This window comes from Pseudorhodoplanes sinuspersici (assembly GCF_002119765.1).
GTDB classification, from domain to species: Bacteria; Pseudomonadota; Alphaproteobacteria; order Rhizobiales; family Xanthobacteraceae; genus Pseudorhodoplanes; species Pseudorhodoplanes sinuspersici.
The window spans coordinates 2293619-2306704 of sequence record NZ_CP021112.1 but is presented as its reverse complement, the minus strand read 5'-3'; the positions used below and the strand labels follow the sequence as shown (position 1 = coordinate 2306704).

Annotated in this window: 12 protein-coding genes; 8 read left to right on the top strand and 4 right to left on the bottom strand. The window is 61.6% G+C overall.

What is annotated here, in order from left to right:
* Together CAK95_RS11180 and CAK95_RS11175 are read right to left on the bottom strand one after the other, a co-directional pair.
* On the bottom strand, positions 1 to 1398 hold the full coding sequence (locus CAK95_RS11180) for a cytochrome ubiquinol oxidase subunit I (RefSeq protein WP_086087990.1): 1398 nt from the start codon (positions 1396 to 1398) through the stop codon (positions 1 to 3).
* A 125-nt stretch (positions 1399 to 1523) separates the two neighbouring features.
* Positions 1524 to 2261 carry a Crp/Fnr family transcriptional regulator gene (locus tag CAK95_RS11175; protein ID WP_183044241.1) on the bottom strand — a complete coding sequence of 246 codons (738 nt, stop codon included), beginning with the start codon at positions 2259 to 2261 and terminating at the stop codon, positions 1524 to 1526.
* A 213-nt stretch (positions 2262 to 2474) separates the two neighbouring features.
* On the opposite strand from CAK95_RS11175, the gene CAK95_RS11170 reads away from it, so the two are divergent.
* Positions 2475 to 3821 (top strand): NCS2 family permease, encoded by a 1347-nt coding sequence (locus CAK95_RS11170; protein ID WP_086087988.1) that lies wholly within the window; start codon positions 2475 to 2477, stop codon positions 3819 to 3821.
* Between the two features lie 19 nt (positions 3822 to 3840).
* On the opposite strand, the gene CAK95_RS11165 is transcribed toward CAK95_RS11170, so the two are convergent.
* The gene (locus CAK95_RS11165) at positions 3841 to 4659 is read right to left on the bottom strand and encodes a uracil-DNA glycosylase (protein WP_086087987.1); all 819 of its coding nucleotides are present in this window, start codon (positions 4657 to 4659) and stop codon (positions 3841 to 3843) included.
* Between the two features lie 102 nt (positions 4660 to 4761).
* Between CAK95_RS11165 and CAK95_RS11160 the strand changes: the two genes are divergently transcribed.
* The 3 genes from CAK95_RS11160 (at position 4762) to CAK95_RS11150 (ending at position 9262) form a co-directional block, all read left to right on the top strand.
* Positions 4762 to 6414, top strand: coding sequence for an electron transfer flavoprotein-ubiquinone oxidoreductase (locus CAK95_RS11160; protein WP_086087986.1), 1653 nt, complete (start codon positions 4762 to 4764; stop codon positions 6412 to 6414).
* Between the two features lie 233 nt (positions 6415 to 6647).
* Complete coding sequence (locus tag CAK95_RS11155; protein WP_425349705.1) at positions 6648 to 8330, top strand: tetratricopeptide repeat protein; 1683 nt, start codon at positions 6648 to 6650, stop codon at positions 8328 to 8330.
* Positions 8331 to 8341: 11 nt separating this feature from the next.
* Positions 8342 to 9262 carry a 4-(cytidine 5'-diphospho)-2-C-methyl-D-erythritol kinase gene (locus CAK95_RS11150; protein WP_245303712.1) on the top strand — a complete coding sequence of 307 codons (921 nt, stop codon included), beginning with the start codon at positions 8342 to 8344 and terminating at the stop codon, positions 9260 to 9262.
* Between the two features lie 11 nt (positions 9263 to 9273).
* Here CAK95_RS11150 and CAK95_RS11145 read toward each other — a convergent pair whose 3' ends face one another.
* A complete protein-coding gene (locus tag CAK95_RS11145; protein WP_086087984.1) occupies positions 9274 to 10284 on the bottom strand; it encodes a polyprenyl synthetase family protein in 1011 nt (336 codons plus the stop codon).
* 340 nt (positions 10285 to 10624) lie between these two features.
* Here CAK95_RS11145 and CAK95_RS11140 point away from each other — a divergent pair, with 340 nt between their 5' ends.
* From CAK95_RS11140 to CAK95_RS11125, 4 genes are all read left to right on the top strand, one after another.
* Positions 10625 to 10855, top strand: a complete 231-nt coding sequence (locus CAK95_RS11140) for a putative signal transducing protein (protein WP_086087983.1) — start codon at positions 10625 to 10627, stop codon at positions 10853 to 10855.
* 19 nt (positions 10856 to 10874) lie between these two features.
* Positions 10875 to 11660 carry a tRNA1(Val) (adenine(37)-N6)-methyltransferase gene (locus CAK95_RS11135; protein ID WP_086087982.1) on the top strand — a complete coding sequence of 262 codons (786 nt, stop codon included), beginning with the start codon at positions 10875 to 10877 and terminating at the stop codon, positions 11658 to 11660.
* Between the two features lie 257 nt (positions 11661 to 11917).
* Positions 11918 to 12805, top strand: coding sequence for a S49 family peptidase (locus tag CAK95_RS11130; RefSeq protein ID WP_086087981.1), 888 nt, complete (start codon positions 11918 to 11920; stop codon positions 12803 to 12805).
* A 76-nt stretch (positions 12806 to 12881) separates the two neighbouring features.
* Entirely contained in the window at positions 12882 to 13082 is a 201-nt protein-coding gene (locus CAK95_RS11125) for a hypothetical protein (protein WP_086087980.1), read from the top strand.
* The last annotated feature ends 4 nt before the right edge of the window (positions 13083 to 13086 follow it).

Genomic DNA, 13086 nt, shown 5'->3' with positions numbered 1-13086 from the left:
TCACCCTCTCTGCCCGATGGCATCGCGCGCAGCGCCTTCGGCGCCGGTCAGCGGACGGCTCGGCAAACCTTCCGGCTCTTCGAGTGCGCGGCCTTCCGGTCCTTTGTTGATGAGCCGGTTGATATAATAGATGCCCATCGAGAACACGATGCCGTAACAGACGACAAACAAAGCCAGCGTGCCGAGCAGGCTTGTGGCCGGCACCGGCGATATCGCATCGGCCGTACGCAAAATGTCATGGACAAGCCAGGGCTGACGGCCGCTCTCCGTCACCACCCATCCGGCAATCACGCCGACGAAACCGGTCCACCATGTCATCGACAGGATGCGCAGATACCAGTCAGTGTCGAACAGCCTGTCGCGCCACCACAGGAAGACACCGAATAACGCCGCCGCGATCATATAAAATCCGACTGCCAGCATGATGCGGAAGCCGAAGAAAACATTCAGCAGCGGCGGACGCTGATCCGGCGGAACGCTTTTCAGTCCCGGCACCAGACCGTCCCAACTATGCGTCAGGATCAACGACGAGCCATGCGGGATGGAAATCTCGAACCAGTTGCGCTCCGCCTTCTCATCCGGCCAGGCAAAGATATGGAAATCGGCCGGCTTCGAACCGTCCCAATGGCCTTCCATCGCCGCCACCTTGATCGGCTGATACTTCAGCGTGTTGAGACCATGCTGATCGCCGACGAAGAGCTGCAATGGCGCGAGGATCGCCATGAGGCCGATCCCCATCTGCAGCATGACCTTCGCATCTTCGATATGCTTGCCGGCGAGCAGATAACGCGCGCCGACCGCGATCACGACAAAACCAGTCGTGAGATAGGCCGCATTCAGCATATGCGCCAGGCGATACGGGAAGCTCGGATTGAAGACGATGGTGAGCCAGTCGACCGGATAGGCAATGCCATCACGCACTTCGTGCCCGGTTGGCGTCTGCATCCAGCTATTCGCCGAGAGAATCCAGAAGGCTGACATCGCCGTGCCTGTGGCAACGATGGCCGCCGACAACACATACAGCCATGGCGGCACGCGATTGAAGCCGAACAGCAAGATGCCGAGGAACGTTGCCTCCAGGAAAAATGCCGTGAGCACCTCATAGCCGATGAGCGGGCCGACCACATTGCCGGCGACCACTGAAAAACGGCTCCAGTTGGTGCCAAACTGGTAGCTCAGCACGATGCCGGACACGACACCCATCGCAAACGATACGGCGAAGATCTTGGTCCAGAACCGCATCAGGCGGTGATAGCGCTCATCATCGGTACGCAGCCACATGACACCGAGCGTGGCGATATAGGCCGAGAGCCCGATGGTGAAACTCGGGAAGATGATGTGGAACGTCACCGTGAAGGCGAACTGAATGCGTGCGAGAAGGACAGGATCGAGATCCACGAGCTGCTCCTAAGCCTGACGACTCAAGCCGATAGCTCAAACACGATTCGGATGAGCAGTATCGGCGAAATTCACCTCAAAATCCACGTCAAATGCGGCGCAGCAAGGCGTCGCATTTTGACCGATCAGGTAGCCAATTGCTCCATCCGGTGTGCATCCAGAATCCGGATCGCATGCGGCTCAATCGCGATGACCCGTTCGCGTGCCAAACGGGTGAATGTGCGGCTGACCGTTTCGATGGTGAGCCCCACATAATCGGCAATATCTTGCCGCGGCATCGGCAACTCGATCACGACAGAAGGATGACCATTCTCTGTCATGCAACGACCGCGCAGCCGCGCCAGAAACCAGCCTATCCGCTCCTCTGCGGTCCGGCGGCCGAGCGCAACAACATGATCATGCGCCACCATCAATTCGTGACGCGCGCGCTCGTGCAACTTGGCCAGCAAGCGCGGCTTGCGCGTCGTCAGCCTGGCAAAGCCCGCAGCGTCGAAGCGACAGGCCGTTGCCGCTCCGATGGCCTCCGCGCTGAGCTGGACCTGAGGGGTCATCTCAATGCCAAGAACATCGCCGGGAAAAAGGAAGCCGACGACCTGCCGCCGGCCATCGTCCAGCATGCGATAGAGGCGGACCACGCCACCGGTGATGTTGTGGACAGCCGTCGACGCCTCGCCTTCGATCGCGATTGTCTGCCTTGGGCGGAAACAACGGGGCTGCGCCAGACGGCCAAGTTCGGATAATTCATCCGGCGCGAGAGCGGCGCAAACGCTGAGAGAGCGGACGGCGCAAGCTTCGCAGTCCGGAGATACCCCGGCTCGCGGGCAAGCCCGATGGTACGGCGCGGCGTGTTGAAGTGGGTCCATGAACGACCTTTCCTTCATTTCGCCTAGCACATTCGAAGTGTCTTCAGTCATGAGACAGCGCCGTTGGAGACCTGAACCGGCGGCATGACAACCAAATCCCGATTTTCTGCCAGTGGACAAGTTGTCCGTGGTGCTCGCCCAGCGCCAAATGGCGTTAAACTTGCTTGGTTTTTTACCCCGATCGCTGGAAGCGTGGGGGTGCAGGGGGACATCATGGCGACAGACAAGACGCCGGCGGGCAAGACCGCCGGTCCGAACGGCTTTCTCGATCAGTATTTCGGGCTGACGGCAAACGGGACCAATGTCCGCACCGAGGCACTGGCCGGACTAACCACATTCCTGACGATGGCCTACATCATTTTCGTCAACCCAAGCATTCTCGCCAAGGCGGGGATGGACCATGGTGCGGTCTTCGTCGCCACCTGCGTCGCTGCCGCGGTGTGCAGCATCGTGATGGGACTTTACGCGAATTATCCGATCGCGCTCGCGCCCGGCATGGGGCTGAACGCGTTCTTCGCCTTCACCGTGGTGCTGACCTACAAATATTCGTGGCAGCAGGCGCTCGGCGCAGTGTTCCTGTCGGGCGTGTTGTTCTTTCTTCTGTCGGTGACGGGATTGCGCGAATACATCATCAACCAGATCCCGCGAAACCTGAAATATGCGATTGGCGCCGGCGTCGGATTGTTTTTGGGCATCATCGCGCTCGAAAATGCTGGCATCATTGTCGATCATCCGGCGACACTGGTCACGCTCGGCCATCTGAACCTGCCGGCGCCACTCCTGTGCCTGCTCGGCTTCATCCTGATCGTCGCGCTGCATGCCCGCAAGATTCACGGCGCAACGCTGATCGGCATTCTGATCGTCGGGATCCTCGGCATTCCGCTCGGGCTCTCGACATTCACCGGCATCGTCTCGATGCCGCCGTCGCTCGCACCAACCCTGTTGCAGATGGATTTCACGCGCGTGTTCGAACTGTCCTTCATCGTCGTGGTGTTCTCGATCCTGATGATCGACGTGTTCGACAATGCCGGCACCCTGATCGCGGTGACGGAGAAGGCGGGCTTCGTCGACAAGGACGGCAATGTGCCGCGCATGAAGCAGGCCCTGATTTCGGATAGCTTCGCGGCGATGTTCGGCGCCTCGATCGGCACCTCGACCACGACCAGCTATATCGAAAGCGCTGCCGGCGTCGAAGCGGGTGGCCGTACCGGCCTCACCGCCGTGTTCGTCGGCATCCTCTTCCTGTTCGCCCTCTTCTTCTCCCCGCTCGCGGGCATGATTCCGGCCTATGCCTCGGCGGCGGCGCTGCTGTTTGTCGCGTGCGTGATGGCAAGCCTGATGTCCAACCTGAACTGGGACGACATCACCGAGGCGGCACCCGCCGTGATCGCGGCCATCACCATGCCGCTGACCTATTCGATCGCCACCGGCATCGGGCTTGGGTTCATCACCTACGCGCTGATCAAGCTGATCGCGGGCCGGTTCAAGGACGTCTCTGTTGCGGTTGCAGCCCTCGCGCTCGTGTTCGCAATCAAGCTGATTCTTGTGCCGGGGGGATGAACGCGGCTCCGATCGCGTTCTAATTCCCGAGCGCTTTCTTGATCGCCAGGAAATCGCGCCACGCAAACCGCTTCTCGATCGGCGTGCGCAAGAGATAGGCGGGATGGAATGTCGCCGTCGCGCGGATCTCACGCTTGCCGGTGTCGTATTTGAACCAACGGCCGCGTGTGCGGCGAATGCCGTCGGTGACACCGAGCAGCGTCGCCGTCGAAGGCTTGCCGAGACAGACAATGACGTCGGGATCGACCAGCTCGATCTGCCGCTGAATGAACGGAAGACAGGTTTGCGATTCGTGGATCGAGGGATCGCGATTGCCCGGCGGCCGCCAGGGCACGATGTTGGCGATATAGACATCCTGCCGCGCGATGCCGATGGCCGTCAGCATCCGATCGAGCAATTGACCGGACCGCCCGACGAACGGAATACCCTTTTGATCCTCCTCGGAGCCGGGGGCTTCGCCGATGAACATCAGCCGGGCCTGCGGCGAACCATCGCCGAAGACGAGCTGCTTCGCGGTCGTCCGCAGCGCGCAACCTTCAAAGGCATTCATGATCGCCCGCAACTCCTCCAGCGAGGCGACCGATTTCGCGGCGGCGCGGGCGGCCATGATGGCTTCCTCCGGCGGCGGCGGCACCTGGACGGCGGGCATCGACGGGGCGGCACGCATCTCCCGCACTGGGGCAAGCGGTGCGGGCTTTGGGGCGGCCGGTTCCGCTGCGGGCGCCATATCGATATCGGCGAAGCGGTCCACCGGCTCCTCACCAAGCACGGCATCGACACCCGCTTCCACATAAAAAGTCAGGAGGTCGCGGGCGGCCTTTTCATGTCCGGGTGTCATGGCGTCAACATTAGCGCATACCCCGGACACCGCACCATGCCCTTGCCGATTGTGGCTTTTCCAGAAACGTGAAAAAACAAAATCCCATTCAGAGGAAGTCTAATGTCCGAGCTGCCGCCCCGTGAAAGCATGGAATTTGATGTCGTGATCGTTGGCGCGGGGCCGGCCGGCCTTGCGGCGGCGATTCGGCTGAAACAGCTTTCGCCGGACGCCAGCGTCGTTGTGGTCGAAAAGGGCTCGGAGGTCGGTGCCCATATCCTGTCCGGCGCCGTGGTCGACCCATCCGCCCTCGACCGTCTGATTCCGGACTGGCGGGAGGACCCGGACCGCCCCCTCAAGACCGAGGTAACCGACGACCGCTTCTACTGGCTGTCGCAAAAATCGGCCCTCCCCGTGCCGCTGTTCATGGCGCCGCCGCTGATGAGCAACCATGGCTGCTTCATCGGCTCGTTCGGTCTCGTGACCAAATGGCTGGCCGCCAAGGCCGAAGCGCTGGGCGTCGAAATCTATCCAGGTTTCGCCGCCGCCGAACTCATCTATGGCGACAACGGTGAAGTGCGCGGCATCGCCACCGGAGATATGGGCATCGGCAAGGAAGGCGAGCCGACCGACAGCTTCACCCGTGGCATGGAATTGCTCGGCAAATATACGCTGTTCGCCGAGGGCGCACGCGGATCGCTGAGCAAGATCCTGATAGCCAAATACGATCTGGCGAAGAATTGCGAGCCGCCCAAATTCGGCATCGGGCTGAAGGAACTGTGGCAGGTCGATCCGTCAAAGCACAAGCCCGGTCTTGTGCAGCATTCATTCGGCTGGCCGCTCGACAACAAGACCGGCGGCGGCTCATTCCTCTATCATTACGACGAGAATCTCGTTTCGGTCGGCTTCGTGCTGCATCTCAATTACGAGAATCCCTACATCTCGCCGTTCGAGGAATTCCAGCGCTTCAAAACGCATCCGGCCATTCGCGATGTGTTCGACGGCGCCAAGCGGATCGCTTATGGCTCTCGCGCGATCACCGAGGGCGGCTATCAGTCGGTACCGCGCCTGACGTTTCCGGGCGGCGCGCTGATCGGCTGCGCCGCCGGCTTCGTCAATGTGCCGCGCATCAAGGGCACGCATAACGCGATTTCGTCCGGCATGCTCGCTGCGGAACACATTGTCGACGCGCTGTCCGCCGGCCGGGCCAACGACGAACTGACCGCTTATGAAGACGCTTGGCGGGGTTCGGCGATTGGCAAGGATCTCTGGCCGGTGCGCAATGTGAAGCCGCTCTGGTCGAAATTCGGAACGATGGTCGGCATCGCGCTCGGCGGTCTCGATATGTGGACCAATACTCTCGGCTTCTCCCTGTTCGGTACGCAAAGGCACGGCAAGGCCGATTGGCAATGCCTGAAACCGGCGAAGGAGTGTACGCCGATCGCCTATCCGAAACCGGACGGCAAGCTCACCTTTGACCGGCTGTCATCGGTGTTCCTGTCCAACACCAATCACGAGGAAAACCAGCCGCCGCACCTGCAGGTCGCGGATATGGCCCTGCAGAAATCCTCGGAGCACGACATCTATGCCGGCCCCTCGACCCGCTATTGTCCGGCCGGCGTTTATGAATGGGTTGGCGAAGGCGCGGACCTGCGCTTCGTCATCAACGCGCAAAACTGCGTCCATTGCAAAACCTGCGATATCAAGGATCCGAACCGGAATATCACGTGGGTTCCGCCCGAGGGCGCGGGCGGACCGAATTATCCGAACATGTAAGCAGATGTGACCGGCAAACGTCACGATAAAGCCCCATTGGAGCCGTCAGCCTACGCGGAAGTCTTAAGGACTGAAGGCATCGCCGCCGTCCTTGCGACGGCAGCGCAAAAAGGCCATCCTCTTCCGAGCCTGCGGGAACCGCTTCGCGGTACCGCACGATGGAGATTTCAGACGTGATCGTGTCGAGATTGATCAAGCCCGCGGCTGTCGCGGCCACCGCTTTTGGCATCCTTATGCTGCCCGGCATCCTGGCGGCACAGGCTCCGAGCCGGCAGGACGCGGCGCGGACATCGACCTCCGGCAATTACCTCGCCGCGCGGCACGCCGGTGCCCAGCGCGATGCGGCAGCGGCGTCGACCTACTACCGGGCCGCGCTGCGGTCCGATCCAAAAAATCCGGAATTGCTGGAGCGCGCCTTCATCGCCTCGCTGACCGAGGGTAATATCGACGAAGCCGTCCGCCTGGCCGAGCGTGTCCTGCAGACCAAAAAGAACGACAAGACCGCCCGGCTGGTGCTCGGCATTCGCGCCATCAAGAACAAGCAATGGCAGTCCGCACGCCTGAATATCGCGCAATCTGTGCGCGGACCGGTGACCGACCTGACCGCGGCACTCCTGATCGCCTGGACGCAATACGGCTCCAAAGATCCAAAGACCGCGATCGATGTCATCGATCGCCTGCAGGGCGCCGACTGGTACGCGACCTTCAAGGATCTGCATGCCGGCATGATCCTCGATATCGCCGGCAAGAAGAAGGACGCTGGCAAGCGGCTTGAGAAGGTGCAGAAGAGTGACGCGACAGCGCTCCGCATCGTCGAAGCGTATGGCAGCTTCCTGTCCCGGCACGGTTCGAAGGATGAAGCGCTGGCGGTGTTCCAGGGATTTGAGAAAGCGCTGCCGAACCATCCGCTGATCGTCGATGAGGTGACGAAGGTCGAAGCCGGCGAGAAGCTGCCGCCGCTGGTGCAAAATGCACAGGCCGGCGCCGCCGAGGTGCTCTACGGCATCGGATCGGCGCTCGGCCGCCGCGGTGGCGAGGACCTTGGCCTCGCCTATCTGCAGCTCGCACTCTATCTCGAACCGAAGCACCCACTGGCCTTGCTCTCGCTCGCCGATCTCTATGAGGCAATGAAAAAGCCGCAGCTTGCGATCGACATCTATCGCCGCGTGCCGGCAGATTCGCCGCTGCATCGCAATGCCGAAATCCAGCTCGCCACCAATCTCGATTCGCTCGACAAGACCGACGAAGCGAAACTGCATCTGAAAAAGCTGATCGAGGAAAACCCGACGGACCGCGAAGCGATCATGGCGCTCGGCAATATCGAGCGTTCACGCAAGAATTACGCGGAATGCGCTGACACCTACAGCAAGGCAGTGTCGCTGATCGCCAACCCGCAGAAGCCGAACTGGCTGGTCTTCTATTTCCGCGGCATCTGCCACGAGCGCGCGAAGAACTGGCCGGCTGCCGAAGCCGACCTGAAGAAGGCGCTCGAGCTCTACCCCGATCAGGCACATGTGCTGAACTATCTCGGCTATTCCTGGGTCGATCAGGGCGTCAATCTTGACGAAGGCATGCGAATGATCCGGCGCGCGGTCGAACAGCGCCCTGACGACGGCTACATCGTCGACTCGCTCGGCTGGGCCTATTATCGCATCGGCAATCTCGAGGAAGCGACCAAGCATCTTGAACGCGCCGTCGAGCTGAAGCCGGACGATCCGACCATCAATGACCATCTCGGCGATGCCTATTGGAAGACCGGCCGTCAGCTTGAGGCACAGTTCCAGTGGCAACATGCAACGGCGCTGAAGCCTGAGCCGGACGAACTGAAAAAGATCGAAGACAAGCTGAAGAACGGCATGCCGGACGATAATAATGCGACCACGGCCGAGCAGAACACGAAACGCAACGGCGGCTGAACGGCTCTCCTGTGACTGCGGCTGTGTCGTCGGACTTCGCGCCGGCCAAGATCAATTTGACTCTTCGCATCCGCGGGCGGCGCGCCGACGGCTATCATGAGCTTGAAAGCCTTGTCGTGTTTGCCGATGTCGGCGACGCGCTGACTTTTACGCCTGGCGAGCGCCTCGGCCTGTCGGTCGAGGGCGAAACCGCTGCCGAGGCCGGCGATATCGACGGCAATCTGGTGCTGAAGGCCGCCCGCGCCTTGCAGAAGCAGCATGAATCGCTTCGGGGTGGTCATTTCCATCTCACCAAGAGCCTGCCGGTCGCGGCCGGATTGGGCGGCGGGTCATCCGATGCGGCGGCGGCACTCCGGCTGCTCGCCAAAATCAATGATCTGCCTTTGACCGATGATCGCCTGTTAGCTGCGGCCCGGGCCACCGGCGCAGATGTCCCGGTCTGCCTCGATCCCAGGCCGCGCATCATGCGCGGCATCGGCGACCTTCTCTCGGGCCCGCTGAACCTGCCGCAGCTTCACGGCGTGCTGGTCAACCCGCGCGTCGCTGTTCCGACCGCGCGCGTTTTCGCCGCACGCGCCGACGACAGCGTCATGCGCGAGCCACCAGCGGCGGTGCAGGACCCGGCCTCGCAGCTTGTCGAATTGACGCAGGCTCCGACCATGGACGCGCTGGTCGCGGCCGTGTCGCAATCGACCAATGACCTCGAAGCACCGGCGATCGCTTTGTTTCCGGCGGTCGGCGAAGTGCTCGATGCCATACGCGCGGCGGAGCATTGCCTGCTGACGCGCATGTCCGGCTCCGGCGGAACCTGTTTCGGATTGTTCGAAAGCGCCACCGCCGCCAAGGCCGCCGCGGACCGCTTGCTGCGGGCGCATCCCGGTTGGTGGGTACGCAGCACGACGCTTGGCGCAGCGCCAATCACCCGTTCTTAAAGCTTTCCCGATCAGTGCGCCCGCGCGATGCAGAAAGCCACGGCCTCTTCCAGAGCCGTCTTCATCGGCGAAGACGGGAACAGCGCGAGGGCATCGATCGCCATCGCGCCGTAATGCTGCGCGCGGCCGATCGTATCCTCCAGCGCGCGGTGCCTGGTCATCAGCGAGATCGCCTGATCGAGATCGGCATCGCTTCCTCCGCCCTGCTTCAGGCAGCGCGTCCAGAATGACCGCTCTTCAGCGGTGCCGCGGCGGAATGACAACACCACTGGCAGGGTGATCTTGCCTTCGCGGAAATCGTCTCCGACATTCTTGCCGAGTTTGGCGGACTTGCCGCCGTAATCGAGCGCATCGTCGACAAGCTGGAAGGCAATACCGAGATTCATGCCATAGGACCGGCAGGCCGCGAGATCGGCCTTGGCACGGCCGGCCAGCACCGGCCCGACTTCGCAAGCCGCGGCGAACAATTCCGCTGTCTTGCCGCGAATGACCGCGAGATACTCGTCCTCGGTCGTTTCGGTGTTCTTGGCAGCGGAGAGCTGCATCACCTCGCCTTCGGCGATCACCGTCGCAGCCGACGACAGGATGTCGAGTGCCCGCAAATTGCCGACATCGACCATCATGCGGAAGGCTTGGCCAAGCAGGAAATCGCCGACCAGCACGCTGGCCTCATTGCCCCAGAGCATGCGCGCCGCCAGCTTGCCGCGCCGCATCTCGCTTTCGTCGACCACATCGTCATGCAGCAGCGTCGCCGTGTGCATGAACTCGACCGCCGCCGCGAGCTTCACATGGCCGTCACCGTCGTAACCGGCCAGCCGGGCCATCGCGAGGGTCAGCATCGGCCGCAGCCGCTTGCCGCCGGAATTGATCAGGTGGTTCGCCACTTCGGGGATCATCGTCACCTGGGAGCCGGTGCGCGCCAGAATCGCACCATTGACGCGCTCCATGTCGGGCGCGGTCAGTTCGAGCAGCCGGTTGATCGTCGCCGACGGCTGGGTTTCGAAGGGAATAACGACGGCCACCAGGCACTCCTAAAAGTGACGCTTCAGATCAGAAACGCTAAGTTCAGCGACCTCAGCGCCGCTTTGCCGCGCATTTTATGGGGGGGCGGCATTGGGCGCAAAGCAAATCCGACCGATGGACGAGGCAGGCCAGAACCTGCGCGCCGCCGTGCTGCCAGAGGCCACGATCGATGTCCATGGTCATTCTTGCGGAGGTCGGACCGCAACACCGAGCGGGTTTCGACGCCCTTGTGCGGCCGTGCCGGGGGCCATAGCACTCGCTGCGGTTTTTCGACGCTGCCCCCGTCTCAACCCAGCCGTCCCCGCCGGCCGGCACAGGACCCCATAAGGATTGAACCAAATGCGCGAAATTGTCCGCACCAACGACCCGGTCCTGATCAATGCCATCGGCGCCTTATTCGACGGGGCGCATATCGCCTATATGGTTCTCGATCAGAATATGAGCGTGCTTGAAGGCTCGATCGGCATCCTGTCGCGGCGAATCATGGTGGCCGACGAGCAGGAGACCGAGGCGCGGCAATTGCTGACCGATGCCGGTCTCGGTGGCGAGCTTCGCAATCAAAAATCATAGACCTGAACGAGTGCAACAGATGCGCGACAGGCCAGCCGACATCACCGATGATGCGATCCTGAATGGACGCCTGCATCTCTTCCAGCCGAAACGCGGCCATCGCTTCGGGCATGATGCGATTTTACTGGCGGCCGCTGTTGCCGCTCAGTCCCAAGATCGTGTGGCGGAGTTTGGCGCCGGCGTCGGCGCTGCGAGCTTGGCACTCCTGTCGCGCGTTGCTGGCGTACATGTAACGCTGTTCGAGATCGACGACGAGCTTTGCACGCTGGCGCGTGAGAACATCGCACGCAACGGCTTTTCGTGTCGCGCCCAAGTGGTGCACCGAGACATCATGGCGGAGACTGCGGAGGATTCTCCGGCGCGAGCCGCTGCGCGCTTCGATCACATTTTCATGAACCCGCCATTCAACCCCACCTCACTTCAGGCTTCGCCCGATGCTGCTCGCCGTGCCGCACATGCCGGCGATTCAGACTTGCTGAGGACATGGGTCAATCGGGCGCACGACATGCTGAGCAGCACCGGCGCGGTGACGCTGATCTGGCGAGCCGACGGCCTAGATGACGTCCTTCACCTGCTTGCGAATGGCTTCGGCGGCATCAGCGTTATTCCGGTTTATCCGGCACCGGACCGCGCGGCGATCAGAATCATCGCCACCGGCCGCAAAGATGACCGCTCGCCTCTTCGTATCCTGCCGGCCCTGACGCTGAACGATCGCAATCGGACACCGACGGACGACGCTGAGGCTATCTTGAGGCATGGCGGCGCATGGCCGCCGGAACCAAGCCAGCCAAATAAAATTACTTAGCTGATATTCTCGGGTTCTATCGGACGCTTCGGAAGCGTCGACATGTGCGCAAAAGCCGCAATGGTGCCGAGCAGGAGGATCAGGACATAGATCTTCATGGTAAGGCTTTCCTTACTCGCCGGACAAACAGAGTATTTTCGTTGGGGGCAGGTCCGCATGCCGATGCCGACGATGCGACGTTGCTAACGCATCAACACATTATTTTCGTTAACGCCCGGTAACTTGAGGACCGGTTTCAAACAACGTATGACCTTTCGATGGCAGAAATTTCAGGCGACCAGATCCGCAAGTTCTTTCAGTCGATGGTGCCGACGCGCTTTCGCACCGACATCCCGATCGTTCCGGTGGTGCGGCTCACCGGCGTGATCGGCTTTTCCACGCCGCTCCGGCCGGGGATCACATTGCACGGTGTTGCGCGCCTTCTTGACCGCGCTTTTGCTTACAAGAAAGCCAAAGCCGTCGCCCTGATCATCAATTCGCCCGGCGGTTCGCCGGTGCAGTCGCATCTGGTATTCCAGCGCATCCGGCAATTGTCGGAAGAGAAGAAAATCCCGGTGATGGTTTTCATCGAGGATGTTGGCGCGTCCGGTGGCTACATGATTGCCTGCGCCGGCGATGAAATCTTCTGCGATGTGTCGTCGATCGTCGGATCAATCGGCGTGGTCGGCGCCACTTTCGGATTGCAGAAGGCGATCGAAAAACTCGGCGTCGAGCGGCGGATCTACACCGCCGGCGACCGAAAAGTGATGCTCGACCCGTTCCTGCCCGAAAATCCGGAGGACGTGGCGCGCCTGAAGGCGATTCAGCAGGACATTTATGAGGCCTTTATCGGGCTGGTGAAATCCCGCCGCGGCAGCAAACTCGCCGGCCCCGAATCGGCCTTGTTCTCCGGCGAATACTGGGCCGGTGAACAGGCTCTCCGGCTCGGACTGGTCGATGGTTTTGGCGAAATCCGGACGGTGTTGCGCGAACGATTCGGCGACAAGGTAGAGACGCCGCTGATGGCCGACCGTGGATGGTTCGGACGGCGCGTTCCAGGAGTTGGTTCACAGAGTCTGTCCCGGCTTCTGTCGGGCGAGACGCTTGCCGAGGATCTGCTTTCCACGGCCGAGGCGCGTGCAATCTGGGCCCGTTACGGGCTGTGACGGCTGACGCGCCAGACGACAGGAAGCGGATGGCCTTTATTGAACTGACAGTGCGGAAATCATGAGCAGGAACACGATGCCCATCATTCCTCAAGTTGTCCTCTGGGCCGCAGGAGCCGTTGCAACCTTTGCGCTGGCCCGGATCATTCGCCGCGAATACCAACGCATCAACGAAGAGCTTGAAGCCGCACGGCTGGCGACTGCGGCCAGCACTGCCGAACGCGCGCAGCATCCAACGCTGAGGCGCGACCCGCAGACCGGTGTTTATCGTCCCTGATTGT